General features: G+C 65.3%; 22 protein-coding genes. 19 read left to right on the top strand and 3 right to left on the bottom strand.

The window, feature by feature from the left end; all coding sequences use genetic code 11:
• Nucleotides 1-126 precede the first annotated feature (126 nt).
• The 19 genes from IC66_RS0110730 to IC66_RS47680 all read left to right on the top strand — a co-directional run bounded on the left by IC66_RS0110730 (nucleotide 127) and on the right by IC66_RS47680 (nucleotide 23,221).
• Entirely contained in the window at nucleotides 127-1,152 is a 1,026-nt protein-coding gene (locus IC66_RS0110730) for an ABC transporter substrate-binding protein (protein ID WP_038947609.1), read from the top strand.
• A 30-nt stretch (nucleotides 1,153-1,182) separates the two neighbouring features.
• On the top strand, nucleotides 1,183-1,887 hold the full coding sequence (locus IC66_RS0110725) for an NUDIX hydrolase (RefSeq protein ID WP_038947608.1): 705 nt from the start codon (nucleotides 1,183-1,185) through the stop codon (nucleotides 1,885-1,887).
• A gap of 93 nt (nucleotides 1,888-1,980) precedes the next feature.
• The gene (locus tag IC66_RS0110720; RefSeq protein ID WP_038947607.1) at nucleotides 1,981-3,291 is read left to right on the top strand and encodes an ABC transporter substrate-binding protein; all 1,311 of its coding nucleotides are present in this window, start codon (nucleotides 1,981-1,983) and stop codon (nucleotides 3,289-3,291) included.
• Nucleotides 3,292-3,306: 15 nt separating this feature from the next.
• Nucleotides 3,307-4,074, top strand: coding sequence for an ABC transporter ATP-binding protein (locus IC66_RS0110715; RefSeq protein ID WP_028145432.1), 768 nt, complete (start codon nucleotides 3,307-3,309; stop codon nucleotides 4,072-4,074).
• Between the two features lie 2 nt (nucleotides 4,075-4,076).
• The gene (locus tag IC66_RS0110710) at nucleotides 4,077-4,781 is read left to right on the top strand and encodes an ABC transporter ATP-binding protein (RefSeq protein ID WP_038947606.1); all 705 of its coding nucleotides are present in this window, start codon (nucleotides 4,077-4,079) and stop codon (nucleotides 4,779-4,781) included.
• Between the two features lie 6 nt (nucleotides 4,782-4,787).
• Nucleotides 4,788-5,669 (top strand): branched-chain amino acid ABC transporter permease, encoded by an 882-nt coding sequence (locus IC66_RS0110705; protein ID WP_028145430.1) that lies wholly within the window; start codon nucleotides 4,788-4,790, stop codon nucleotides 5,667-5,669.
• A gap of 11 nt (nucleotides 5,670-5,680) precedes the next feature.
• Complete coding sequence (locus IC66_RS0110700; RefSeq protein WP_370093429.1) at nucleotides 5,681-6,700, top strand: branched-chain amino acid ABC transporter permease; 1,020 nt, start codon at nucleotides 5,681-5,683, stop codon at nucleotides 6,698-6,700.
• A complete protein-coding gene (locus tag IC66_RS0110695) occupies nucleotides 6,660-7,589 on the top strand; it encodes a polyphosphate kinase 2 family protein (RefSeq protein ID WP_038947605.1) in 930 nt (309 codons plus the stop codon). The genes IC66_RS0110700 and IC66_RS0110695 overlap by 41 nt, the downstream gene beginning before the upstream one ends.
• Entirely contained in the window at nucleotides 7,586-8,623 is a 1,038-nt protein-coding gene (locus IC66_RS0110690; protein WP_038947604.1) for a patatin-like phospholipase family protein, read from the top strand. Before IC66_RS0110695 ends, IC66_RS0110690 begins: the two co-directional genes overlap by 4 nt.
• A gap of 833 nt (nucleotides 8,624-9,456) precedes the next feature.
• The gene (locus tag IC66_RS0110680) at nucleotides 9,457-11,796 is read left to right on the top strand and encodes a mechanosensitive ion channel domain-containing protein (RefSeq protein ID WP_028145426.1); all 2,340 of its coding nucleotides are present in this window, start codon (nucleotides 9,457-9,459) and stop codon (nucleotides 11,794-11,796) included.
• Nucleotides 11,797-11,897: 101 nt separating this feature from the next.
• Nucleotides 11,898-12,899 (top strand): Bug family tripartite tricarboxylate transporter substrate binding protein, encoded by a 1,002-nt coding sequence (locus tag IC66_RS0110675; RefSeq protein ID WP_038947603.1) that lies wholly within the window; start codon nucleotides 11,898-11,900, stop codon nucleotides 12,897-12,899.
• A gap of 161 nt (nucleotides 12,900-13,060) precedes the next feature.
• On the top strand, nucleotides 13,061-14,713 hold the full coding sequence (locus tag IC66_RS0110670; RefSeq protein WP_080670331.1) for an NAD-dependent malic enzyme: 1,653 nt from the start codon (nucleotides 13,061-13,063) through the stop codon (nucleotides 14,711-14,713).
• A 307-nt stretch (nucleotides 14,714-15,020) separates the two neighbouring features.
• Nucleotides 15,021-15,413: a BlaI/MecI/CopY family transcriptional regulator gene (locus IC66_RS0110665; RefSeq protein WP_028145423.1), complete on the top strand. Its 393-nt coding sequence runs from the start codon at nucleotides 15,021-15,023 to the stop codon at nucleotides 15,411-15,413.
• The gene (locus IC66_RS0110660; protein WP_038947602.1) at nucleotides 15,410-17,926 is read left to right on the top strand and encodes a M56 family metallopeptidase; all 2,517 of its coding nucleotides are present in this window, start codon (nucleotides 15,410-15,412) and stop codon (nucleotides 17,924-17,926) included. The genes IC66_RS0110665 and IC66_RS0110660 overlap by 4 nt, the downstream gene beginning before the upstream one ends.
• Nucleotides 17,927-18,045: 119 nt before the next feature.
• Nucleotides 18,046-19,515 (top strand): DUF1800 domain-containing protein, encoded by a 1,470-nt coding sequence (locus IC66_RS0110655; protein ID WP_038947601.1) that lies wholly within the window; start codon nucleotides 18,046-18,048, stop codon nucleotides 19,513-19,515.
• A gap of 2 nt (nucleotides 19,516-19,517) precedes the next feature.
• Nucleotides 19,518-20,765 carry a DUF1501 domain-containing protein gene (locus IC66_RS0110650; RefSeq protein ID WP_038947600.1) on the top strand — a complete coding sequence of 416 codons (1,248 nt, stop codon included), beginning with the start codon at nucleotides 19,518-19,520 and terminating at the stop codon, nucleotides 20,763-20,765.
• Nucleotides 20,766-20,939: 174 nt separating this feature from the next.
• Nucleotides 20,940-22,109 (top strand): serine hydrolase domain-containing protein, encoded by a 1,170-nt coding sequence (locus IC66_RS0110645; protein WP_028145419.1) that lies wholly within the window; start codon nucleotides 20,940-20,942, stop codon nucleotides 22,107-22,109.
• Between the two features lie 322 nt (nucleotides 22,110-22,431).
• On the top strand, nucleotides 22,432-22,950 hold the full coding sequence (locus tag IC66_RS0110640) for a septal ring lytic transglycosylase RlpA family protein (RefSeq protein WP_038947599.1): 519 nt from the start codon (nucleotides 22,432-22,434) through the stop codon (nucleotides 22,948-22,950).
• 115 nt (nucleotides 22,951-23,065) lie between these two features.
• The gene (locus tag IC66_RS47680) at nucleotides 23,066-23,221 is read left to right on the top strand and encodes a hypothetical protein (RefSeq protein WP_018319756.1); all 156 of its coding nucleotides are present in this window, start codon (nucleotides 23,066-23,068) and stop codon (nucleotides 23,219-23,221) included.
• 344 nt (nucleotides 23,222-23,565) lie between these two features.
• Here IC66_RS47680 and IC66_RS47090 read toward each other — a convergent pair whose 3' ends face one another.
• From IC66_RS47090 to IC66_RS0110615, 3 genes are all read right to left on the bottom strand, one after another.
• Nucleotides 23,566-23,871, bottom strand: coding sequence for a hypothetical protein (locus IC66_RS47090; protein WP_038947598.1), 306 nt, complete (start codon nucleotides 23,869-23,871; stop codon nucleotides 23,566-23,568).
• An 85-nt stretch (nucleotides 23,872-23,956) separates the two neighbouring features.
• Nucleotides 23,957-24,229: a hypothetical protein gene (locus IC66_RS0110620; protein WP_028145416.1), complete on the bottom strand. Its 273-nt coding sequence runs from the start codon at nucleotides 24,227-24,229 to the stop codon at nucleotides 23,957-23,959.
• A 123-nt stretch (nucleotides 24,230-24,352) separates the two neighbouring features.
• Nucleotides 24,353-26,412: flavin-containing monooxygenase (locus tag IC66_RS0110615; protein WP_049806504.1), on the bottom strand; the 2,060-nt coding region annotated here is incomplete at its 5' end.

The following is a 26,412-nucleotide window of genomic DNA, read 5'->3' as shown; positions in this document are numbered from 1 at the left end:
CCATCACGAGTTTGTTGTTGTACCCGCATGCTATTGCGCCAAAAGGCCGATGGCCAGTGCCTTAGGCCACGCTTCTCAAGCCCGTCGCGCTGCTCTATGGTGCCGCCGGCCGAACGGAGGAAACCAATGAAGAACACGATTGCCAGGCTCGCCGCGGCGCTGCTCGCACTGACGCTCACCACCGGATTTGCCGCGGCGCAAAGCAAGGTCACCATCGCGGTCGGCGGCGGCTCCTGCCTGTGCTATTTGCCGACGGTGCTGGCCAAGCAGCTCGGCGAATACGACAAGGCCGGCCTCGATGTCGAGCTGGTCGACCTCAAGGGCGGCTCGGACGCGCTCAAGGCCGTGCTCGGCGGCAGCGCCGACGTCGTGTCCGGTTATTTCGACCATTGCGTCAATCTGGCTGCCAAGAAGCAGGAGCTCCAGGCTTTCGTGGTCTATGACCGCTATCCCGGCCTCGTGCTCGTGGTGGCGCCCTCGCGCACCAACGATATCAAGTCGGTCAAGGATCTCGCCGGCAAGAAGGTCGGGGTCAGCGCGCCCGGCTCCTCCACCGACTTCTTCCTGAAGTACATGCTCAAGAAGAACGGCATCGATCCGACCAGCGCCGCCGTGATCGGCGTCGGCCTCGGCGCCACCGCGGTCGCCGCGATGGAGCAGGGCCAGATCGACGCGGCCGTGATGCTCGACCCCTCCGTCACCGTGCTCCAGGGCAGCCACAAGGATCTGCGCATCCTGTCCGACACCCGCACGCAGAAGGACACGCTCGAGACCTTCGGTGGCGAATATCCCGGCGGCGCGCTGTACTCGACCGCGGCCTGGGTTGCCAAGCACGAGAAGGAGACCCAGGCGCTCACCAACGCGATCCTCGCCACGCTCGCCTGGATCCATTCGCATTCGCCTGAGGAGATCATGGCGAAGATGCCGGAGGAGACGGTCGGCAAGAACAAGGATCTCTATCTCGCCGCGCTGAAGAACACGATCCCGATGTTCTCCGAAACCGGCAAGATGGACCCGAAGGGCGCGGACGCCGTGCTCGCCGTGTTCAGCGTCGGCTCGCCCGAGGTGGCCAATGCCAAGATCGACGTCAGCAAGACCTTCACCAACAGGTATGTCGAGCAGGCCAAGAAAACCACGGGGAACGCCAAATAGCTGACGCGAAGGCGTGATAGACGCCCCCTCATGACGTCACTGGTCATTCATCGCGTCACGACGCTTGCTCTTGCCGTGCGGCCGATCGTCTGGCCGTTCGCCGAGGAGCGTCGCGCCGAGATCGCGGTACATTTTGCCGAGAAGCAGCGCGAGCGGCCGAAGATCTGGAACGGCCGCGTCCTGCTCGGGTGCGATCCCGTGTTCACGGACGGCCATTTCGCCTCGACCTATTTCGAGACCGATTTCGCAAGCTTCCTTGCCTGGCGCGACTGGGGCTTTCCCGGCGCGCCCGTGTTCAACGGGTTTGGCATGGGCGCGCTGCGCACGTCCGACGGCGCCTTCCTGATGGGCGAGATGGCGCAGCACACCGCGAACGCGGGCCGCATCTATTTCCCGTCGGGGACGCCCGATCTCGACGATGTCAGGGATGGGACGCTGGACATTTCCGGCAGCGTCGTGCGCGAAATTCAGGAAGAGACCGGCTTGACGGCGGCGGACTATGAGGCCGAGCCGGACTGGTATTGCGTCGTCAGCGGCCCCGCGATTGCGATGATGCAGGTGCTCAACCTCGATATGCCCGGCGACGAGGCTCGCGCCCGGATCGAAGCCAATCTCGCCCGTGAGGACGAGCCTGAATTGTCGGCCATTCATCTCGTGCGCGGGATGGGTGATCTCACGCCGACCATGCCGCGATTTGTCACGGCCTTTATCGAGCAGCAGTTCGCCTCGCGCTGATGCGCGAGGCTTGACATCCCTGCGCTCTGCCCATGTGATGGGGGCAACCAAAAGCAAGACGAATGCAATGCACAATCGTCCAGGGAGGTTTTGATGCGCCTGCGCATGGCTGCCCGATTGGTACGTGGGCTGGTGATCGCGATATCCGCGACGAGCCTGGCGGTGGCCGCCCAGGCTCAGGACAAGAAGATCAAGATCGGCGTCGTTTTTGATTTGACCGGACCTCTGGCCGGCGGCGGTTCCGAACTCGGCTATATCGGCGCAAAGATCATCCTCGACCATTTCGCCAGGACGGGCGTCGAAGGCTACAAGATCGAGGCGGTCTATGCCGATGCGCAGAGCAAGCCCGACATCGCCATCAACGAATCCGTCCGCCTGCTCGAGCAGGAGAAGGTCGACATGGTGCTCGGCTTCTTCTCCTCGGCGCAGTGCGTGCCGGTGGCCGCTCGCGTCGAGCAGCTCAAGAAGTTCATGTGGATGACGACCTGCATCTCGTCCGCCGTGTTCAACGAGAAGGGCTACAAATACGTTTTCCGCCCACAGGCCAGCGGCGACCAGTTCGGCATGATGACGATGGACTTCATCGCGCAGAACGCCAAGGCGAAGTTCGACAAGGAGCCAAAGGACCTGCGCGTCGCCATCATCCACGAGGACGGCGCCTATGGCGTCGACGTCTCGAAGGGCAACGAAGCAGGCGCGAAGAAAGCCGGCTTCAACGTCGTGATGAAGGAGGGCTATTCGGCGACCGCGCCCGATCTCTCCGCGCTGGTGACCAAGCTGAAGCGCGCCAAGCCCGACGTGATCTTCCACACCGGCTACAACCCTGACATCGCGCTGCTGCTCCGCCAGGCCCGCGAGCAGGGCCTGAAGTTCGGCGCGCTGATGGGGCATGGCGCGGGTTACGGCGTCTATGAGAAGTTGAAGGAAGGCATGGGGGCGGATGCCACCTACATCTTCAACACCGACCCGATCTCGATCTGGCTCGCCAACCAGAAGACCATGGATCCGAAGCTTCCGCCCGTGATCAAGATGGTCGGCGAGGAGTTCGACAAGATCAGGCCGGGCGTTGCCATCCGTTCCGCCCATGTCGGCATCGGCGCGTCCAATACTTACGTGTTCATGGCCGACGTGCTGCCGCGCGCGATCAAGAAGTACGGCGGCGTCGATCCCGAGGCGCTGCGCAAGGCGGCGCTCGACACCGACATCCCCGAAGGCGGCACCATGCTCGGCTTCGGCGTGAAGTTCTACGGCGAGGGCAGCCCCATGGCCGGGCAGAACGAGCGCTCGTTCCCCGTCGTGATCCAGTACATCGACGACAAATCCTCCGTGGTGTGGCCGAAGAGCCAGGCGCAGCGCGAAGCCGTGCTGCCGCTGCCGAAAGGCACCACCTACAGCAACCAATAGCGGCGGAGTGCTCTGGTGCTGGAGGTCAGTGGGCTGGTGAAGCGGTTCGGCGGCTTCACCGCCGTCAACAACGTGTCGTTTCGGGTTGATCAGGGCGAGATCCTCGGCCTGATCGGCCCCAACGGTTCGGGCAAGAGCACGATCTTCAACATGCTCTCCGGCACGCTGGCGCCGACATCGGGCTCGATCGTGTTCGGCGGCTCCGAGATCGCGGGCCTCGCCCCGCACCGGATCATCAACAGCGGCGTCGGCCGCACCTTCCAGATTCCGCGGCCGTTCCGCCGCCTGACCATCTTCGAGAACGTCGCGCTCGCCGGCTTTTACGGCCAGGGCCGCCACAGCCGCGTCAAGGCCGAGGAAGCGGCCGAACGGTCACTCGCGATGGTCGGCCTGCCGACCGATCGCCATGCCAGCGTCGACGGTCTCGGCGCAGCGGGGTTGAAGAAGCTCGAGCTTGCGAAAGCGCTCGCCACGGCGCCGAAGCTGCTGCTGGCCGACGAGAGCCTCGGCGGTCTCGACGAAACCGAGATGGATCAGGCCGCCGACATGTTGCGAAACATCCGCGACGAGCTCGGCATCACCATCATCTGGGTCGAGCACATCATGGGCGTGCTGATGCGCGTCGTCGATCGCGTCATGGTGCTCGATCACGGCGAGAAGATCTCGGAAGGCTTGCCGAGCGCGGTCGCGGGCGATCCGCGCGTGATCGAGGTCTATCTCGGCACCGATGCCGAGACCACGCAGGCCGCGGCCGCCGAAGCGCGCCGCCGCGCGGGAGGCTAGGCATGCTGGAGCTCCGCGCCGTCAATGCCGGCTATGGCACGTTCCAGGCGCTGTTCGATGTCAATCTCGACGTGAAGGCCGGCGAAGCCGTCGGCGTCATCGGCCCCAATGGCGCCGGCAAGACCACTCTGATGCGTGTCATCTCCGGCCTGATCCGGCCCTCGCGCGGGTCGATCCGGATGGAGGGGGCCGACGTCGTGGCAACGCCGCCGCACAAGATCGTCAGCCTCGGGATTGCGCATGTGCCGGAGAACCGGCGATTGTTTCCGCAGCTCTCGGTCGACGACAATCTCAAGATGGGGGCCTTCATGAAGGAGGCGCGCAGCCACTATGCCGATCGGCTCGAAGTGGTGTTCGGCCTGTTTCCGCGCCTGAAGGAACGGCGCCACCAGATGGCGGGCACCATGTCCGGCGGCGAGCAGCAGATGTGCGCGATCGGCCGCGCGCTGATGTCCAATCCAAAGCTGCTGCTGCTCGACGAGCCCTCGGCGGGGTTGGCGCCGGTCGTGGTGCAGCAGGTGTTCGAGCTGGTGAAGCGGATCCGCGCCAGCGGGCTGACCGTGCTGATCGTGGAGCAGAACGTGCAGCAGGTGCTGAAAGTGGTCGATCGCGCCTATCTGATCGAGGCGGGCACCATCCGGGCATCCGGCACGTCCGCCGAGATGCTGGCGAGCGACACGGTCAAGGAAGCGTATCTCGGGGTGTGAGGGGGCATGCAGGCATTCTTGGACATCTTCGACATCTACCTGCTGGAGGCCGTGATCAACGGCATCCTGCTCGGCGGCGTGCTGGCGCTGCTCGCGCTCGGGCTGAACCTGATCTTCGGCGTCATCGACGTGACCTGGATCTGCTATGCCGAGCTGGTGATGATCGGCATGTACGCCATGTATTTCATGGTGCAGTATTACGGCGTCAGCTATTTCGTCGCCGCCCCCTTCACCATCCTGCTGGTCGCGATCCTCGGCGCGGCCCTGCATTACCTCGTGATCGCGCCGCTGCTGACCGCGCCGCCGATCAACCAGCTGCTTGCCACCGGCGGCGTGCTGTTCGTGCTGCAGAGCTTTGCCACGGTCGCCTTCGGCATCGACTTCCGCAATCTCGGCATCCGCCTGCCGGTGCTCGCCCTCGGCGACATGAACTTTAGTTACGCGCGACTCCTGTCATTTTTGGCGGCGCTGGTCGGCATGGTCGCGGTCTATCTGTTCATGACCCGCACCTTCACCGGCACCGCGATCCGCGCCATCTCCCAGGACCGGCAGATCATGGCGCTGATGGGCGTCGACACCAAGCGGATCTATCTCATCACCTCTGCAATCGGCGGCGGGTTGGCCGGGCTCGCCGCCTGCCTCCTGGTGCTGCAATATGACGTGCATCCCTTCGTCGGCCTCTCCTTCGGGCCGATCACCTTTCTGATCTGCGTGCTCGGTGGACTCGGCAATTTCATCGGCGGCTTCATCGCAGCCTTCGTGTTCGCCGAGATCATCTCGCTCGGCGGCCTGTTCTCCGATCTGGAATGGGGCTATGTGCTCGCCTTCGCCTTCTTCATCGTCATGATGTTCATCCGGCCCGCGGGCCTGCTCGCGAGGCGCCGATGATGGGGCAAGGGATGATCGAGCAACGGCGGCTTGCAGCATGGGGGATTGGGCTGGCGGCGCTGGTCGCGCTGCCCTTCGTCTATCGCGATCCCTATCATCTGCACATCCTGGTGCTGATCCTGATCTGGTCGTTCGCTTATACGTCGTGGTCGATGATGGGGCGGTTCGGCCTCGTCTCGCTCGGCCATGGCGGCTTCATGGGGATCGGCGCCTATGTCACCGCGCTGCTCTGGAACCACCTCGGCGTGTCGCCCTGGATCGGCATTCCCGTCAGCATGGTCGCGGCCGGCGCACTGGCGCTGATCGTCGGCTACCCGTGCTTCCGCTTCCGCATCACCGGACACTATTTCGTTCTGGTGACGCTGGCGCTGTCAGGCATCGTGCTCCAGGTCATCACGGCGACGCGCGACTACACCGGCGGCTCGCTCGGATACACGCCGAATCGTACCTCGGGCAACAAGCTGCTGGCACTGCAGTTCGACGACAAGATCACCTGGTATCTGATTGCGCTCGGGGTCTGGCTGTTCGGCATCGTGGTCTGGCACTGGGTCGACCGCAGCATGAGCCGCTACGCGCTGGAGGCGATCTCGGAGGACGAGGACGCAGCGGCCGCCGCCGGCGTCGACGTCACCGCGGAGAAGCTGAAGATCACGCTGCTCAGTGCCCTGATGACGGCGCTTGCGGGCGCGATCTACTGCCAGTACCAGATGTTCATCACGCCCGACACCGTCAGCGGCATCGCGGTATCGCTCCAGATGGTGTTCGCAGCCATCGTCGGCGGCCTGTTCGTCTCGCTCGGCCCGACCTTCGGCGCCGTGATCACCATCCTGCTGGCGGAAACCCTTCGCATCGGCTTCGGCACCAAGGCGGTCGGCTGGGACAACCTCGTCTATGGCGTGCTGCTGGTCCTTTTCATCATATTCCTTCCCAAGGGCATCCTTGGTAGCGTGCTCGACCGATTGAAGCCGCAACGCAAGGTGCCCCGCGCTCATGAGCAAGAAGCCGTCCAAATCGCTCGCCCAGGAACTTGACCGCTACATCACGCCGTTCCGCTACGACGGCTCGGGCAAGTTTCATCTCAAGGCGCACAAGACCGACGAGAAAGGCGATCTCGACAAGGAGAAGGCGCTGGCGATTCTCGACGCCAACAAGAAGCGGCTGATCGGGTTTCAGGAGAAGCTCTATGCCCAGGACCGCTGGTCGCTGCTGATCGTGTTCCAGGCCATGGACGCCGGCGGCAAGGACAGCGCCATCAAGGCGATCTTCGAGGGCATCAATCCGCAGGGATGCGAGGTCCATGCCTTCAAGGCGCCGAGCAGCAAGGAGCTCGACCACGATTTCCTCTGGCGCCACGCGATCGCGCTGCCCGAGCGTGGCCATATCGGCATCTTCAACCGCTCCCATTACGAGGAATGCCTGGTGACGCGCGTGCACCCGGAGATCCTCGCCAAGGAGAAGCTGCCGCAAAAGCTCGTCACCAAGAACATCTGGAAGGAGCGGTGCGAGGACATCTCGGCGTTCGAGCGCTACCTCTGCCGTAACGGCACCGTGGTGCTGAAGTTCTTCCTCAACGTGTCCAAGGACGAGCAGCGCGAGCGCTTCCTCGATCGGCTGGAGGATCCGGCCAAGCAGTGGAAGTTCTCCATGGACGACATCAAGGAGCGCGCGCTGTGGCCGCGCTACCAGGCGGTCTATCAGGACATCGTCCGGCACACCTCGACGCCTCATGCGCCGTGGTACGTCGTGCCCGCGGACCACAAATGGTTCGCGCGCGTCGTGATCGGCTCGGTGATCAATGCCGCGCTCGAAAAGCTCGACCTGCGTTTCCCCCGCGCCGACAAGGCCTCGGTGACCGAGTTCGAGCAAGTGCGCAAGGCCTTGGAGAAAGAGGGGACGGGAGGCAAGAAGAAAGCAAAGTGACAGCCAATCGGACCGCCGACCGCAAGACCGTCAATTTCGCGCTCCAGGGCGGCGGCGCGCACGGCGCCTTCGTCTGGGGCGTGCTCGACCAGGTGCTCGAAGACGGCAGGCTCGCGATCGAGGCGGTCAGCGCGACCAGTGCCGGTGCCATGAATGCGGTGGCGATGGCTTCCGGCATGGCGCACGGGGGTGCGGAGGCCGCGCGGGAGAGCCTGCACGCATTCTGGTACGAAGTGTCTCGCATGGACATGGCGTACGATTTGATGTCGCCGCTGAACCAGTGGATCCAGGCCCTGAAGCTGCCGCCGGAATATCATCCGGTTCACGCCGTCATCCACACGTTGACGCACACGCTGCCGCCGGGTCTGCTCAATCCCTTTCATTTCAATCCGCTCCGGTCGCTCTTGCAGCGCGTCGTCGATTTCGACCGGCTCAATTCCTCGCCCGAGGCGCCGCAACTGTTCCTCAACGCGACCAACGTCCGCACCGGCAAGATCAAGGTATTTCAGAGCCCGCATCTCACCGCGGAGACCGTACTGGCCTCGGCCTGCCTGCCGCCCTATTTCCAGGCCGTCGAGATCGACGGCGAGCATTATTGGGACGGCGGCTATCTCGGCAATCCCGCGATCTATCCGCTGATCTACCGCAAGGGCAGCCACGACGTCGTCATCGTGCAGGTCACGGCGATCCGGCGCGACGAGCTGCCGACGAGCGCGGCCGACGTCCTCCATCGCATCAACGAGATCAGCTTCAATTCGTCCCTGATGCGCGAGATGCGCGCGATCGCCTTCGCCACACGGCTGATCGATGATGGCGAGCTCGACAGCGGCAAGCACAGCCGCATGTACATGCACTGGATCGGCAACGACCAGCTGATGTCGCAGCTCGGCACGGCCACGCAATTCCATCCCGAATGGAGCCTGTTGTGCCGCCTGCGCGACGAGGGCCGTTCGGCGGCGCGAAGCTGGCTGGCGCGCAACTTCGACCGGGTCGGGATGGCCTCGACGGTGGACCTGGCCGACATGTTTCTCTAGGCCGCAGACAAAAACTACGAAAACGACCCCATGCACAGTAGCCGGGCGCAGCGGAATCAATGGCTTGCCGGCGGGTGTCATATGAATGCTGATTTTGCGAAATCAAGTTGACGCGGCGGAGCAAAACAGGGACTTGATGTCACCATGCCTATCCAGGGAACCGGCACATTCAAATGTGATCCCTCACATCATTGATCCCGCTTGACAGTGTTGTGGCACAGGAGGAGCATGCCGATGGTCGCAACAAGCGACGCGCAACGTCCACCTCATGAGCAAGGGGAGGTCTATGACTCCACCTCCGCAAATCCAGCCGCGTTAAGTGCGATGGAGCTCGTTCGGACTATCGCATAGCGGCGGAAAACCGCGAACGGCACGCCGGGTCAAGGTTTAGCGGGCTGCATCAGTGAGGCATAGCCCCTACCTTCCCGGCGCTGTATTTTGCATCACATCGATTGTGTCCGGATGGCCGTGACGAGGCTGACCGCGACAGGTGATTTTGACATCCTGCCTTTCTCCTCCACCTTCCTCCTTGCCGTCATTCCGGGCCGCCTCCCGGAATGACGGAGGGTGTTGCTTGGCAGGTCGGCCGGCCCGAGCGCGCGCCTCAAGGATGGCCGCAGCGCAATTGCCAGGCAACTGACCTGCGCCGATGTTGCGCGCCGATGTTGCGGTTCCCGATCTTCGCATTGCGGCAAATGCCAAGAGAATGTCGCCTCAAAGGCCTACTTCCGACACAGGCCCCGGGCGAATAGCTGCGATCCGACATGACGCATGTGCTTCGGCGGTGACGGTCCCGACGCCGCCGGCTCATTCATTTTTTCCAGGGAATTCTCGTGTCGCATAAGCTTGCCCCGGCGGTCCTCGCCGCTCTCTTCCTCGCGATCTTCTCTGTCTCCGGTGTCCGCGCCGACACGCCTCGGCCGGCGACGAATAACGCTGCCGCACTGTCGCCCGACGAAGCCAGGCGCGCGCTGGAGACGCTCCAGGACGACAAGAAGCGCGCGCAGATGATCGATACGCTGCGCGCGATCGCGAGTGCGTCCGGTCAGCAGCAGCCTGCGCCGCCCGCGCCCGAGCAGAAGTCGCCGATCCCGCTCTCGGCCGACGGCCTCGGGGCGCAGCTGCTGCTCTCGGTGTCGGAGGAGATCGGCGAAATTTCGAGCGAGATCGCCAGCGTGGCGCGGACGCTCACGCATTTCCCGGCCTTCTACTACTGGATCGTGCGGACCGCGAACGATCCGGCGGCCTATAATCTCCTGATCGAGATCGCCTGGAAGCTCGCGCTGGTGCTCGGTTGCGCGCTCGCGGCCGAATGGGTGATCTTCCGCCTGATCCGCCGTCCGGTTGCGTTCCTGGAGGGACGCGTGCCCCAGACCGCGCGCCTGCCGGCGCAAGCGCTGCCCATCGCCGATCCGCCGTCATCGGTGACGGATGTCATCGCCGAACCGGAGCTGCACAAGCGCCGCCACAGCCTGGCGCGGGTCTGGCAGGTCATGCTGCGACTGCCTTTCGTGCTGGGGCGCTTCGTCCTTGAACTGCTTCCCGTGGTCCTCTTTGTGGGCGTTGCCACGGCGCTGCTCGGCACCGAGATCGGCGAGCCCACGACGGTTCGCCTCGTGATCCTCGCCGTCGTCAACGCCTACGCATTCTCGCGCGGGCTCATCTGCCTGGTTCGGGCGCTGGCGGGGCCGTTCGGCCTGTTTCCGGTGCGCGCCGAGACCGCGGCCTATATCGAGATCTGGGCGCGCCGCATCGTCGGCGTCGGCGTCTCCGGCATCGCCTTTGCCAATGTGGCGCTGCTGCTCGGTCTGCATCGTGCCGGTTATGCCGCGCTGCTCCGCATGGTGATGCTGGTCGTTCACCTCTTCATCGTCGTCATCATCCTGCAATGCCGCCGGCAGGTCGCCGAGGCCATCCGTGCGCCGGCCGAGCGGCAGGGCATCGCGGCCCGCCTGCGCGACCGCATCGCCGGCGGCTGGCATTATCTCGCCATCGCACTGGATCTTGCGCTGTGGGCGGTGTGGGCGCTCAACATCCGCAACGGCTATTCGCTGCTGCTGCAGTATTTCGTCGGCACCATCGTGGTCGCGGTGATCACGCGCGTCGCCATCATGCTGACGCTGAGCCTGATCGACCGCGGCTTCCGCATCAGGCCAGAGATATTGCAGCGCTTTCCGGGCCTCGAGATCCGCGCCAACCGCTATCTGCCGCTGCTGCGCCGGATCGTCTCCAGCGTGATCGTCTTCATCGGCTTCGTGGCCGTGCTCGAGGTCTGGGGTGTGGACGCCATCGTCTGGTTCTATGGCGGCCAGATCGGCAGCCGGCTGATCTCGGCCGTGGTGACGATCGGCGTCGCCGTCCTGATCGCGGCGGCGACCTGGGAAGCCAGTAACGCGCTCTTAGACCGCCAGATCAACACGCTGTCGCGGGACGGGCATTACGCCCGTGCCGCGCGGTTGCGCACCTTCCAGCCGATGCTGCGCACCGCACTGCTGTGCCTGATCGCCACCGTCGTCGGCCTCACCGCGCTGAGCGAGATCGGCGTCAACGTCGCGCCGCTTTTGGCGGGCGCCGGCATCGTCGGCATCGCCATCGGCTTCGGCTCGCAGAAGCTGGTGCAGGACCTCATCACCGGGCTGTTCCTGCTGCTGGAGAACACGGTCCAGGTCGGCGACAATGTCAGCGTGTCGGGGCTGTCTGGCGTGGTCGAGAACGTCTCGATCCGCACCATCCGTCTGCGCGCCGGCGACGGCGCCGTGCACATCGTGCCGTTCAGCGCGGTCACGACCATCACCAATGCCAGCCGCGGCGCCGGCAACGCCTCGGTCAGCGTCAACGTCGCCTACAAGGAAGACACCGACCGCGCCGGCCAGATCCTCAAGGACATCGTCGACGAGATGCGCCGCGAACCGGAATTCCGCCCGCTGATCCGCGGCGACCTCGATCTGTGGGGCATCGACAAGGTCGACGGCGCGATGGTGTCGATCGTCGGCCAGATCCGCTGCACCGAGGCCGGGCGCTGGCCGGTCCAGCGCGAATTCAACCGCCGCATGAAGCTGCGCTTCCAGCAGAACGGCATCGACGTCGCATCCGCCACCCAGACCATCTTGATGCACGTCGTGCCGCCGCTAGATGGCGCGGCCAATCTGACGCCGCGGCGGGCGGCCGGATAGTCGCTCGGTCGAAATTTCCGGCTTGCCTCCGCGCACCCGGCAGCGTTCACTCGGCCTCCAGCCCGCTGCCGACATGCGGGCGATGAAAATGGGTGGGTGGAATGCTACGAGGGCTATGGGCCGCCTTGCGCGGTCACGTGATCGTCTTGTGCGCCGTGGTCGGATGTGGGACGTGGATTGCACCGGGCCATGCCCAGCCGTTTCCCTCACGCCCCATCACCCTCATCGTACCGTTCGCCGCGGGCGGTCCGACCGACACGCTGGCGCGGATCCTGTCCGAGCGGATCGCCGCCGAGCTACGCACCACGGTCGTGGTCGAGAACGTGGCCGGCGCTTCCGGCAGCATCGCCGGTGCGCGCGTGGCGCGTGCGGCCCCTGATGGCACCACCATCACCATCGGCCATTGGGGCACCCATGTGCTGAACGGGGCGATCTTCAAGCTGCCCTATGACGTGGTCGCCGATTTCGAGCCGGTCGCGATGATCGCGATGGGAACGCAGCTCATCGTCGGCAGGAAGTCACTCGAGGCGAACAACCTGAAAGAGATGATCGCCTGGCTGAGGGCCAATCCCGGCAAGGCCACCGCCGGGACGGCCGGGGCCGGCACGGGCGCGCATGTCGCCGGCGTCTTCTTCAAGGACAAGACCGGCACCGACTTCCAGTTCGTGCCCTATCGCGGCGCAGGACCTGCGATGATCGATCTCGTGGCCGGCCAGATCGACATCATGTTCGACCAGGCCTCGAACTCGCTGCAGCACGTCAAGAGCGGTGCGATCAAGGCCTTCGCGGTGACCTCGCCGACGCGGCTCGCATCTGCGCCCGATGTGCCGACCGTCGACGAAGCGGGCCTGCCGGGTCTCTACATCTCCTACTGGCACGGCATCTGGGCACCGAAGGCCACGCCGAAGGACATCGTCACAAAACTCAACGCGGCGATCGTCGCCGTGCTCGCCGAGCCCGCCGTCAAGCAGCGCTTTGCCGAACTGGGGCAGGAGATTCCGCTACCGGCGCAGCAGACGCCCGCAGCGCTTGCGGCGTTCCAGAAGGCCGAGACCGAGAAATGGTGGCCGATCGTGAAGGCTGCCGATATCAAGCCGGAATAGCCGCGGCGTTAACCTTTTCCCGCGTGCAACTGCCTGTCGTTATCGAGAGTCTCGCTGCGGTGCGAGATCACAATCGATGCCTCCGTCGCTACGTCCTTGATCTCGATGGAGCGCTGGCCGACAATGTCCGCGGTTCAATGTGAAGCTTTTTGGGGGAATTCGTGAATAGACCTGCCCGGGTCGTTGCCCAATCGACGTCGTCCGATTCGCCGCAAGGCATGACATTGCTGCGCGATCCCTTGCTCAACAAGGGCACCGCCTTCACGGAAGCGGAGCGCGAGGCCCTGGGCCTGCGCGGCCTGTTGCCGCCTTGCGTGCTGACGATGGAGACGCAGGCTCAGCGCGTCCTCACCAATCTGCGCACGCTGCCGACCGATCTGGAGAAATACGTCGCGCTGAACGCGCTGCATGACCGCAACGAGGCGCTGTTCTTCCGCGTCGTCGTCGACAACATCGATGAGATCCAGCCTATCATCTACACCCCGACGGTCGGGCTTGCCTGCCAGAAATTCGGCCTGATCTTCCAGCGGCCGCGCGGCATGTTCATCTCCTCGCGCGATCGCGGGCAGATCGCCGAGATTCTGAAGAACTGGCCCTATTCGGCCAAGCTGATCGTCGTCACCGACGGCGAGCGCATTTTGGGACTTGGCGATCTCGGCGCCAACGGCATGGGTATTCCTGTCGGCAAGCTCTCGCTCTATTCGGCCTGCGCCGGCGTGCATCCGGAGGCGTGCCTTCCGATCGTGCTCGACGTCGGCACCAACAACGAAGAGCTTTTGAACGATCCCTATTATCTCGGCCTGCGCGAGCGGCGGCTGACGGGCGAGGCCTATGACAGCTTCGTCGACGAGTTCATGCAAGCCGCGCGAAAGACCTTCCCGGGCGTGCTGATCCAGTTCGAGGATTTCGCCAATCATTCGGCGTTCAAGCTGCTGCACAAATACCGGGATGAAGCCTGCGTTTTCAACGACGACATCCAGGGCACCGCGGCGGTGGCGCTCGCCGGCCTGTTCTCGGCGCTGCGCGTGAATGGCGGCAAGCTGAAGGATCAGAAGATCCTGTTCTTAGGGGCAGGCGAAGCGGCAACCGGCATCGCCGATCTCGTGGTGTCCGCGATGATGGCGGAGGGCGCCTCGGAAGCCGAAGCACTGCGGCGCAACTGGCTGGTGGATTCCCGCGGTCTCGTCGTCGGCGGCCGCGAAGGCCTCTCCGGTCACAAGCTGCGCTATGCGCACACCGGTCAGGCGCCGATCTCCGACTTCCTCACCGCGATCAAGACGCTGAAGCCGACGGCGATCATCGGGGTTGCCGCGGTCGGCGGCGCCTTCACGCCCGAGGTGCTCGAGGCGATGGCCGAGCTCAACGAGCAGCCGATCGTGTTCGCGCTCTCCAACCCGACCTCGAAGGCCGAATGCTCGGCGGAGGATGCCTATCGCTACACCAAGGGGCGCGCGCTGTTCGCCTGCGGCAGTCCGTATGATCCGGTGACGCTCAACGGCCGCAGCTTCGTGCCGCGCCAGGGCAACAACTCCTACATCTTCCCCGGCGTCGGCCTCGGCGTCATCGCCAGCGGCTCGAAGCTGGTGACCGACGAGATGTTCATGGCGGCGGCCCATACGCTCGCTAATTGCGTCGGCAAGGAGGATCTCGCCCAGGGCAGCCTCTATCCGGCCCTGCCGCGCATCCGCGAAGTCTCGGTCCGCATCGCCGCGGCCGTTGCCGACGTCGCCTATCAACGCGGGCTCGCCGACGGACCCGCGCCCAACGACGTCAAGGCTCTGGTGCAGTCGCAGATGTACGAGCCGCATTACTGAGTGCCTCCACACCGTCATGGCCGGGCATAGCCGTCCGAAGGACGGCGTCGCTTCCGCTTGCCTATGTCCCGGCCATCCACGCCGTGCTCCGTGGCACGAAGAACGTGGATGCCCGGGCCTTCGCCTCGCCGAAGCGGCTTCGGCCGCGCAGGCGGGACAAGCCCGGGCATGACGACCTTCTGAATTCAAGCGGCTATTAGGTCAGCCCGGCGCCACCATCACAGGTGGAATCGCCGTTGCCTCGCGCGGCCGCATATGCGACAATCTGTAGCGTTACAAGAAAACTCAATCCGCAAGGTAAGCCGCCATGGACGATCGTTTGCCCGAACTGGGCGACCTCGAGCACGAGGTCATGCAATTGGTTTGGGCCCATGGTCCTGTCACGGCCGAAATCGTGCGCGAGCGGTTGTCGCGGCGTCTGAAGGAATCGACGGTGCGCACGGTGCTGCGTCGGCTCGAAGAAAAGGGCTATGCTAACCACACCGTGGACGGACGCACCTATGTCTACCACGCGGCCGAAGAGCGCTCGCGGGTTGCGGCCAAGGCGGTGCAGCGCATCGTCGACTGGTTCTGCAACGGCTCGATGGAAGAGGTCCTCGTCGGCATGGTGGACAACAAGATGCTCGACCAGCAGCAATTGCGCACGCTGGCCGACCAGGTGGCCAAGGCGAAGAAGGCGAGGGGAGTGAAGAAAGAATGATCGCAACTCTGGCGGAGGCGGCACTGCGCTCCCTTGTGCTGGGAGGCGTCGTCTGGTTCGGTCTCAATCTGTTTCGCGTGCGCAATCCGCACGTTCACATGACGGCGTGGGTCGTCGTGCTGCTGGCGTCGCTGGCGATGCCCTTCGTGATGCACTGGCCGACGCTCACGATCACCCGGCTGCCTTTGCCGGTCGTCGTGCCGAATGATTTTCTGCCGGCCGACATCTCGATGCCGGAGACGCCGCAGCCCGCGCTGCCAGTCGCGCCCGGCATTGCTATCGCGCCGCAAGCCAGAAGCGGGCTCTCGATCAATTGGTGGCTCATTGCCACCATCATCTATGCCGGCATCGCCGGCCTGTTGCTGCTGCGGCTCGCGATCGGGCTCTGCCTGACCTGGCGTCTGGCGCGCGCTGCAAAGCCGATGAATGGCCTGCAGATGATCGCCGCCGACGTGCGCGTCAGCCGCGATGTCGGCGGCCCCGTCACCTTCGGCTCGACCATTCTGGTGCCGCCGCAATTCGCCGGCTGGGACGCGAAGAAGCGCCTCGCGGTGCTCGCGCATGAAGGCGCGCATGTCGCCAATCGCGATTTCTACGTCCTCCTGCTGGCATCGCTCAACCGCGCGGTGTTCTGGTTCAGCCCGCTCTCGTGGTGGCAGCTCGCGCGCCTTGCCGAGCTCGCCGAGATCATCAGCGACGCCGAGGCGATCGAGGTGATCGACGACCGGCTGTCCTATGCGGAAATCCTGCTCGATTTTGCCAGCACAGTGAAACCACGGCCGGTCGAGCTAGCGATGGCGCGGGCCTCGACCGTGCGCGCCCGTGTCGAGCGCATCATCGCGGCTGCCGCGATGCCCGTCGCGGTCAGCTGGCGCAAGCGGCTGTGGATCGCGGCTGCGATCGTTCCGGTGGTGATCGTGTCCGCCGGCATGATCGCCTATCGCACGCCGGACGCGGTGCCACTGGCCGCGGATGCCGGCGAGGTGCCTGCCCAGCATTACCGCCCGTTCGTCAATTTCTACGCCATGGGTCCGGCCTCGGTGTTCGCCATCTTCCGCGAGGGCGACGAGGTCTATGGCCAGCTCACCGGCCAGCGCAGGCTGCGCCTGACGGTCGGCAATGACGGCACGGCCACCTACGCGGCCTCGTCCGGCGAGATCACCTTCGCGCTCGATGCGGAGCGCCGCTCGTCCGAGCTGACGCTGCGCATGAACGGCCGCGACATTCGTGCGGTTCGTGTCGCCGAGATGCCGGCGGCGGGAGCCGAGCCGGTATCGCTCGATCCGTATGTCGGTTGGTACAGGATTGCGCCAAACCGCGTGCTCACCGTGCGCCGCGACGGCGACCGTCTCTCATTGCGGGAGACCGGCCAGGACGCAACGCAGGTGCTCCCCGAGGGCACCGACGCCTTCTCCTTCCGCGGCGATCATCTCGTGATCTTCCTGCGCGACGAGCAGGCGAAAGTGTCGCGCCTGCTGGTGCAGAGCGCCATCTTCGGTGCCCGCCTGGGAGCCCGCGTCGACCCGGCGGTGGCCCAGGCGGTCGAGGCGGATTTCGCGCGCCGCCTCGCGAAGGTCTCCGACAGATTCAGGGAGCAGGTGCCGGCGGCCGGCAGTAAGGAGATGGTCTTGGCCGGCATCGAGGATCTTCGCCGCGGCACGCCGGACTATGATCGCATGAGCGCGTCGCTCGCGGCCAAGGTCCACCGCTATCTCGCCGAAATGCAAACGACTTTCGTGGCGCTCGGCGCGGTGGAATCGATCTTCTTCCGCGGCGTCGGGCCCGGCGGCTATGACATCTATGGTGTGAAGTTCGCGAACGGCAGCGCGGAATTTCGCCTGATGATCGAGCCGGACGGCAAGGCCGGCGACGTGTTCTTCCGCGCCGACGGCAATGACGAGATCGGCGGCATGGTGTCTTGCGCGGAGGAGGCGAGCGTCCGCGGCCGCGCCGGCACCTCGCCGATCAGGATCATGCTCTATAACGAGTTGGCCGACGACATCCAGGTCTTCAATCTCGATGCGGACGGCAATCGCAAGGCGCAGATCGTCAGGCCCAACATGACCTGGTTCACCACCACCACCGTGAACAATCCCTGGATGATCGCCGACAAGTCCGGACGGTGTCTGGAGATCGTGATGCCGGGGCGGCAGACCCGCTTCCACAATGTCGAAGCCTCGGCTATCGGCGCACGTCCGGGCCGCGCCGCGCGCCGCGCCGTTCCGATCGCCAATGGCGAGGAGATGCTGCGCCGTTATATCGAGGGCGTCGGCAGGGGGCAGCCGGACTACGCGCACATGACGTCGGAAGTGGCCGACATCACGCGCCAGCAATTGCCGTTCGACCAGGCGATCCTGGCGCGGCTCGGCGCGCTGCGCGCGGTGTCCTTCCGCGGCGTCACCGCGCTCGACAGCGACATCTACATCGCCCAGTTCGCCAACGGTTCGGCGGAATGGCGCATCGGCGTCAGGAACGACACCATCACGAAGATTGCGCTCGGGCCGAATTTCTAGGGACGCCGGCGGCTCCCGATGTCGTGACGGAGGTGCTGCAATCTCCGCTTGTCGGCCAGTGCCTTGAATGCTACGGTCAGTAGCATTACAAATCGTAGCTTAGAGCCGGAACATTCGCCATGAGCAATTCCGCAAGGGCCGAAGCCGTGCTGGCTCTGCATCGTTTCGGGATGGGGCCGCGGCCGGGATCGATCGCCGCCGTCGGGAGCGACCCGCGCGGCGCGCTGATCGCCGAGCTCGACCGCCCGCTCGCGCTCACCGCGGCGAGCGCTCTGCCCCCCAGTGCGAAAGCCTATCGCACCGTGGCCGATGCCAATGCGCGGCGAGCCGCGCGGGCCAAGCAGGCGCAGCAGCAGGCCAAGAAGCAGCAGATGGCGTCGGCTGGCTCGGGCGATCAGGCCGAGGCGCGGCCCGAGGGGCAGGCACAGGGCTATGCCCAGGAAAAGGATGCGGCCGAGATGGCGGCGAAGCAGGCGGCCGACGCCATTCCCGATCCAGGGCGTCCGATCTACCTGCAGGAAGCCAAGCTCCGCACGGAAGCCGCGCTCACGGCCGATATCGGTTTTGCCGAGCGGCTGGTCTGGTTCTGGTCCAACCATTTCTGCATCTCGGCCAACAAGATCCAGAGCATGTCCGGTGCCTATGAGCGCGAGGCGGTTCGCGCCAACGCGCTCGGCCGCTTCGTCGATCTCCTGCTGGCCGTCGAAGGCCATCCGGCCATGCTGTTCTATCTCGACAATCTGGAAACGATGGGCGCCAACTCGACGGCCGGCATCAATCGCAACCGCGGCCTCAACGAGAACATCGCGCGCGAGATCATGGAGCTGCATACGCTCGGCGTGCGCACCGGCTACACCCAGGACGACGTCATCAGCTTCGCCAACGTGATGACCGGCTGGACGCTGGTGCCGCCCGGCGCCGATCCCCAACATGGCGGCGAGTTCACCTTCAATCCGCGGCTGCACGAGCCCGGCGGACAGACCGTGCTCGGTAAGCGCTACGAGCAGGAGGATGTCGAGCAGGGCCGTGCCGTGCTGCGCGATCTCGCCGCGCATCCGGCGACCGCGACCCATGTCGCGACCAAGCTCGCGCGCCACTTCGTCACCGACGCGCCGCCGCCCACTCTGGTCGAGCAGATGACGAAGAGTTTTCGTGAGACCGATGGCGATCTCAAGCAGATCGCGATCGCGATGGTGTCGTCCGACGAGGCGTGGCGCGCGCCGCCGGCAAAGCTCAAGCGTCCGAGCGAATGGGTCGTCGGCATGGTGCGTGCGACCGGCATCACGCAGGTCGATCCCGTCCTCTACACCGGCGGCCAGCAGCTGCTCGGCGAGCCGCTATGGCGTCCGTCCGCGCCCAAGGGATATCCGGATGACGAAGCGAGCTGGATCGACGGCGTCGGCCGCCGGCTCGACGTCGCCAACAATTTTGCCGAGCGCATATCCGGCATGGCCGATCCGCAAGCCATCGTCGAGGACGTCTTTGCATCCGAGATCGCGGCCGAGGTGAAGCAGGCGGTCGGCCGCGCCGAGAGCCGGCAGCAGGCGCTGGCGCTGCTGTTCATGTCGGCGGATTTTCAGAGGAGGTGAGCATGGGCGTCAATCATCTGCCCACGCGGCGCGAGCTTCTGGTCGGCTCCGGTGCGCTGTTCGCATGGAGCCAGATGCCCAGGATCGCGCGCGCCGAAGGCCGCGACCCGCGCCTGCTCGTCATCGTGCTGCGCGGCGCGCTCGACGGCCTCGGTGCCGTCGCGCCGGTCGGCGATCCCGACTGGATCTCCTTGCGCGGCGATCGCGCGCTGCTGCTGGACGGCAAGCCGCCGGCGCTGCCGCTCGACGCCTTCTTCGCGCTCAACCCGGCGATGCCGAATTTGCACCGGCTCTACAGGAGCGGCAAGGCGGCGATCGTCCATGCCACGGCCACGCCCTATCGCGAGCGTTCGCATTTCGACGGCCAGGACGTGCTGGAGAGCGGGCTTGTCAAGCCCGGTATGACCAGCTCGGGATGGCTCAACCGCGCGCTGCTCGCGCTGGAATCGGGCGGCCGCGTCGACCCGCGCGGTAGCCGCGCGCTCGGCATCGGCTCGGTGACGCCGCTGGTGGTGCGCGGCTCCGCGCCTGTGATGACGTGGGTGCCGCAAAGGCTCTTGCCGGCGAGCGAGGACACGCAGAGCCGCCTGCTCGATCTCTACCAGCACACCGACCCGAAGCTCGCGACCGTGCTGCAGGCGCGCATGAAGCTCGCTTCGCTCAGCGGGGCGCCGGGCACGGGCGAGGCGATGTCTGACGATCCAACCCTGGCGCCGCCGGGCATCGCACGCGTGCGCGCCTACTTCGCAGACGCCGCCGGCACGGCCGCGCGCTATCTCGCCAAGCCCGACGGCCCGCGCGTCGGCGCCATGGGCTTCGTCGGCTGGGATACGCATATCGCGGAAGGCGCGGCCTCGGGCCAGCTCTACAATCTGCTCGGTGCGCTCGACGGCGCCTTCGTCGCGATCGAGAGCAACATGGGCGAAGCCTGGAAGGAGACGGTGGTGGCCGTCGTCACCGAGTTCGGCCGCACCGCCCGCATCAACGGCACGCAGGGCACCGATCACGGCACCGGCACGGTCGCCTTCCTGATCGGCGGCGGGCTCGCCGGCGGCCGTGTGATCGCGGACTGGCCGGGACTGAAGCCGGCGCAGCTGTTCGAGGATCGCGACCTCAAGCCGACCACCGATCTGCGCGCCGTGCTCAAGGGCCTGCTGAGGGATCATTTGCGCGTCGAAGAGACAGTGCTGGCGGAAACGGTCTTTCCCGGCAGCGCAGACATCAAGCCGATGGGGGGCCTTGTGGCCTGAAGCGCGATGTGCACGCTGACGCAACGAGAGCTCGATTTTCTCGCCAGCTTGAAGGCGACTTGGCGACGGCTCTATTGGCGTGAGTTCGCGCGTCTTCTCGAGGAGGGGGCAGAATCCGGCGAGACTCGTGTCGATATTTGCCCCGCCTCGCAAAGGACATGAGGAGAAGCCTGGATGAGACGCCGCCGGTTCATTTCACTTCTCGGGGCAGCCGCGCTGGCGCCGCTCTCCGCTCCGCCAGTATCTGCGGAGCCATCTGGCGGCTGCGGTGTTCCGCTTGCGCGAGATGATGGCTGGCCTGCCGGCTCCGTCAACGACGATGGGCTCGTCAACCGCGACGTGCTGTGCAGGATGGGGGATCGGCTCGCATCAAGCGATGCCAACATTCATGCAGTTCTGGTCGCCCGCGACGGCAAGCTGGCGTTCGAACGTTACTTCAAGGGCGCCGACGAGATACCCGGCTACATCTACGGCCGCCGGGTCGAAACCATCGCCTTCGATGCCGATACGTTGCACAACATGAAGTCTGTTTCGAAGAGCGTTGCATCTCTCGTCGTCGGGATTGCGATCGATCGCGGGCTGATACGCGGCGTCAACGAGCCGATCTTCAGCTTCTTCCCCGAGCTGTCCGACTTGCGTTCTCCCGAAAAGGACCGCATCCGGCTGGCGCATGTGCTCACCATGTCGATGGGCCTGAAGTGGGTCGAGGCGACACCCGCGACGGGAGACGACGACAATGACGAGACGCGGATGCATATGGCATGGGATCCGTGTCGCTACGTTCTCGGTCTTCCCGTGACCGCCGCGGCAGGGCAGGAGTTCTTCTACAACACCGGCGCGCTCACGCTTGTGTCGGCCATCATCCGCAAGGCGACTGGACGTCCCCTCGACGAATTTGCGCGCGAGAATTTGTTCGAACCTCTGGGTATCACCGGCACGGCGTGGGGCCGGTACAGGGGGGATACCGATGCCGGAGGAGGATTGCGCCTGCGGCCGCGCGACATGGCCAAGATCGGCCAACTCGTGCTTGCGGGCGGTCGCTGGAACGACCGCCAGATCGTTTCCAAGGCATGGATCGAGGCTTCGACGGCGGAGAAGATCAAGGCGACGGACGATCAATCCTACGGATATCTGTGGTGGCGCGGCCAAGCGCGCCTCAATGACCGGAAGGTCGCCTGGGTCGGCGCGCTGGGGCGCGGCGGGCAGTCGATCCGCATCGTGCCGGAACTCGATCTCGTCGTCGCAGTGACTGCGGGTTACTATCAGGACTACAGCCCGAAAGCGTTTCAACTCCAGTTCGGTATATTCAGGGACGTCCTGCGCGCGATCCCGCCTCCGGCCTGAGCTGGAGCCGGCCACCGTCAGGGCAATCGCATATGGCATTTCCGCCAGCTGAGCGCGCGCCTCGTCCTTCGAGACGACGCGCTTCGCGGTCTCCTCATCAGGATGAGGCTAAGCGGCATCGGTGCCCGTCAAGACTGCTGCCGCACACTCCGTCCTCATCCTGAGGGCCGGCCAGCGGCGGGCTGTCCCGATTCAGGACGCGTCACTGTGGTCGAATCGTCACAGCTGACGCGAAACGGCGGCGGCCCCACGCCCGCTTTTGTTCCGACAAGGTTCTGCCCTCATTGCCCACCGAAATTCCGTGCAGTTCGGAGGGCGCATCATGTCTCGCATTGCACGTGCCGAAACTGCCCGGATTTCGCTGGCAACCTCGAGCCGGCTGCTGCTGGCCATCGTCGGGGCCGCCTCGCTCGCCGCCTGCGCGCAATCGCCGGTCGGCCGCCAGAAGGCCGATCTCGCGGCCACCGGCCGGCAGGCCGCGGTCGAGCGGCCGCACCGGGTGGCGGCGCTGCATCCAAGGCCGGTCAGCCGGGTGCGCATTCCCGATGGCGATGCAAAGCAAGCGACCTCGCACGGCGTTGCCAGCTTCTATTCGGATACGGAGACTGCGAGCGGCGAGAAGTTCGACAAGAACGAATTGACCGCGGCCCATCCGACCCTGCCATTCGGCACCAAGCTGCGCGTCACCGACGTTTCCTCCGGCCGCTTCGTGACCGTCAGGGTCAACGATCGCGGTCCCTATATCCGCGGACGCGTCGTCGACGTCTCGCCTTCCGCGGCCGAGGCGCTCGGCATGGTCGATAGGGGCATCACCAATGTCCGGCTCGACGTCGTGCAATGAGGCCCGGCCCGTCGAGATCGACCCGCGCACTTAACCGGCTGTTAGCTGCTCTGTCGCACCATGGGTGTCCAACAAGTCGGGGCTCCAGGTTCGGAGCCTTCTGGGGAGGCGGCGCTTGAACACGATCCAGTATCTCGAAGATCAGGCTGCGCGCGCCGAGCGGCTCGCCAAACGGATCACGGATACGCTGACGATCGAAAGGCTGCTGACCTTCGCGGGCGAGCGCCGCCGCGAGATCGAGGTCATCGCCGGCAAGCACCGCCGCGCTTAACTCCCGCATCCATGCGCTGAACGCATTCGCCCTCGCTGAGAGGCGCGGAACTTCTTCCTTTTTCCTGCGTCATGACAGTGATTGAAGAGGAGGACGTCATGGGTTTTGGACGAGGTGCTTTGCTTTGGTTGCTTGGCGTGCCGCTGCCGATCGTTCTGCTGCTGGCATTGTTCTGGCACCACTAAAGCATGATCCGGACCCGGAGGGCCGCGTTCGCGCGAAGCGCGAAGCGGTTGTCCGAAGAGATCATGCTCGACTGAAAATGTTGCCGCACGAAAAGCGCCGCGGAAGCGGCGCTTTTTTTGTTCCTGCGAGCCGAGGCAATCGATGAGGTGGATGTGTCCTCAGCTATGGCTGTCGACGAAGTCGCTGAGATAGTCGGGCAGCTCTATGCCATAGATGTCGCAGCGTGCCTTTATCGCGCCGGCGACGTCGGTCGAGATGTCCTTCATCCAATGTTCGAGCGTGTTGAACGAAATCACCTTGATGGGGTCGTTGAAGCAGCCGGCGACGAACTCGCCGATCGTGGCTTCGAGATCGCTCCGCTCGATGCGAATCTCAGTCGCCTGGTCGAGGCGGTCGATCACCACGAACAGGGTCTTGTCTGCGCCGTAGGGCACGACCGGGGGTAGTACGCCAGCTGCAAGCATGTGAGGCACTCACGCCTTGACTTCCGATCTCCCCTAACGGGAAGAACCGGCAGAAAGTTCCTACGCGCCTGCATGTGAAGCGCCGTCAGAGAAATTCTCTCCAGCGCGACAGCTCGATGACGTGTTCGGGCGAGAGGATGCCGGTCACGAGCGGCGGCTGTGCCGCTGTCCGGATCTCATAGAGATGCCGGGTCGTGGCCGGCTTCCCCATGAACGCCGAGATGCACTCGTCCAGAGTGCCTTCCGTTATCGGGTATGATTCCCGGTCCGGCCGGCGCTGGTTTGCGAGCGACGGCCATTTATGCAGGGCCGCAAGCGCACCGAAATCGACCTTTGACTCCGCAACCGCGTCCCCCATCGTCCCACCTCACGCAAAAAACACCCCAGCACGCGGATTTGCGTACCGGGGCCCATACCTGTCGCTGCATCTCGACGCCACAACGCAGCAGCCGGGAAAAGGTTCCCGGCCGCGGTGTCATGATCAGCTCGCCGCCGCCGCGATTCTCCGCCCCGGGCTGGCTAGCCCGTGGCCGTGCTCGTCACCGCGGCTGACCTCCGGCGGCAGCCCGGCAAAGCGCCGCAAGGCTTCCGCCATCTGCACCCGGCCCGAGACGCCCGTGATCACCACATCGACCATGGTGAAGGACGAGTGGAAATGGCCGTGCGCCTTGAGCTGCTCGACCGGGACGCCTGCGATCGCCATCGCCTCGGCATAAGCGATGCCTTCGTCGCGCAGCGGATCGAACTCGCAGGTCGTCACGAAGGCCGGCGGCAGCCTTTCGACCTTGCCGCGGAGTGGCGAGGCGCGCGGATCGGTGCGGTCCGCCGGCGAGCAGTAGAGGTCCCAGAACCAGTACATCAGCGAGCGCGTCAGGAAGTAGCCGGTCGCATTGTCGTTATAGGACGGGCGATCGAAGGTGCAGTCGGTGACCGGGCAGATCAGGAGCTGACCGGCGATCTCCGGCCCGCCGCGGTCGCGTGCGAGCTGGCAGGTGACGGCGGCGATGTTGCCGCCGGCGCTCCAGCCCGCAACCAGCACCGGGCCCGGCTTGCCGCCGAGCTCAGTGGCGTGCTCGGCGATCCAGCGCGTGGCCGCATAGCCGTCTTCGGCAGCGGTCGGGAAGCGATGCTCCGGCGCGTGACGATAGCCGACGCTGACGAACATCATGCCGGTCCGCCGCACCATGTCGCGGCAGAACGGCTCGTCCGACTGCTCGTCGCCGAGCACCCAGCCGCCGCCGTGGAAATAGACCACGACCGGATGCGGTCCCGGCGTTGCCGGCTTGTAGACGCGGTATGGCAGCGCGCCATCGGTGACGGGGAGGGTGCCATCGACGATATCGCCGATCGGCCGCCCGGCGGGACGGCCCTTGTTGAACTCGTTCACGAACTCGCGCGCGCCGAGCGCGCCCATCGACTCGATCTGCGGCAGGTTCAGCGATGCGAGCAGGTTCAGCACCAGCCGCACATCCGGCTGCAGCCGCACCACCTCGCCGTCATTGCATTGCTCTGCACCGCCAGGGCCGGTGAGCTTGAAACCGAGCATGCCGCGGCTGACCACCTCGTCGCAGATGCTGCGATAGGGGCCGACGCCGCCGGTATAGGGCATCAGGCCCTGCACCTTGCCGGGGACGTTGGCGCCCGTGTACCAGGTGTTGGCGAGCCGATGCAGCGTCACCATCGAGCAGTCCGCCATGTGCCGGCCCCAGCCGGCCTGCGCCGTCTCGGTCGGCTCGATCGTGGTGAAGCCGGCATCGCGCAATGCGGCGAGCCGGTCGACCACCCAGTCGACATGCTGCTCGATCGACACCGCCATGTTCGACAGCACCGACGGGCTGCCGGGCCCGGTGATCATGAAGAAGTTGGGAAAGCCTTCGACGGTGAGCCCGAGATAGGTCTGCGGCCCCTGCGCCCAGACATCTGTCAGCGACTTGCCGCCGCGCCCGGTGATCGGATGCACGGCGCGGATCGCGCCGGTCATGGCGTCGAACCCGGTCGCGAATACGATGATTTCGACGTCGACGCTGCGGCCGTTCGTGGAGATGCCACTCGCCGTGATCGCCTTGATCGGCTCCTGGCGCAGATTGACCAGCGTGACGTTCGGCCGGTTGTAAGTGGCGTAATAATTGGTGTCGAGGCAGGGACGCTTTGCGCCGAAGGGATGATCGTGCGGCGTGAGCGCCGCCGCTGTCTCGGGGTCCTTGACTGCCGCCCGGATCTTCTCGCGGATCAGGTCCTGGACGATCTTGTTGCCGTCGACGTCGACGGCCTGATCGGCCCAGAGCTGGGTCAGGATGTGGACGAGGTCGCCGGCGGCCCAGGCACGTTCGAATCGCTCGCGACGCTCGGCATCGCTCAATTGCCAGCTCACGACCGTCTGCTGCGGATAGGGCACGCCCGCCATCGACTGGCGCGCCTGCTCGCGATAGGCCGGGCGATCGGACTGCAGCAGGCTCATGCGGTCCGATGGCGCCGGGCCGTTATGTGCAGGCAGTGCGAAGTTCGGCGTGCGCTGGAACACGGTCAGATGCGCGGCCTGCT

The organism is Bradyrhizobium genomosp. III (genome assembly GCF_000261705.1).
In the GTDB taxonomy this organism is placed as follows: domain Bacteria; phylum Pseudomonadota; class Alphaproteobacteria; order Rhizobiales; family Xanthobacteraceae; genus Bradyrhizobium; species Bradyrhizobium ottawaense.
Note: the sequence above shows the minus strand (reverse complement) of the source record. Positions and strands in the feature narration are given on the sequence as shown.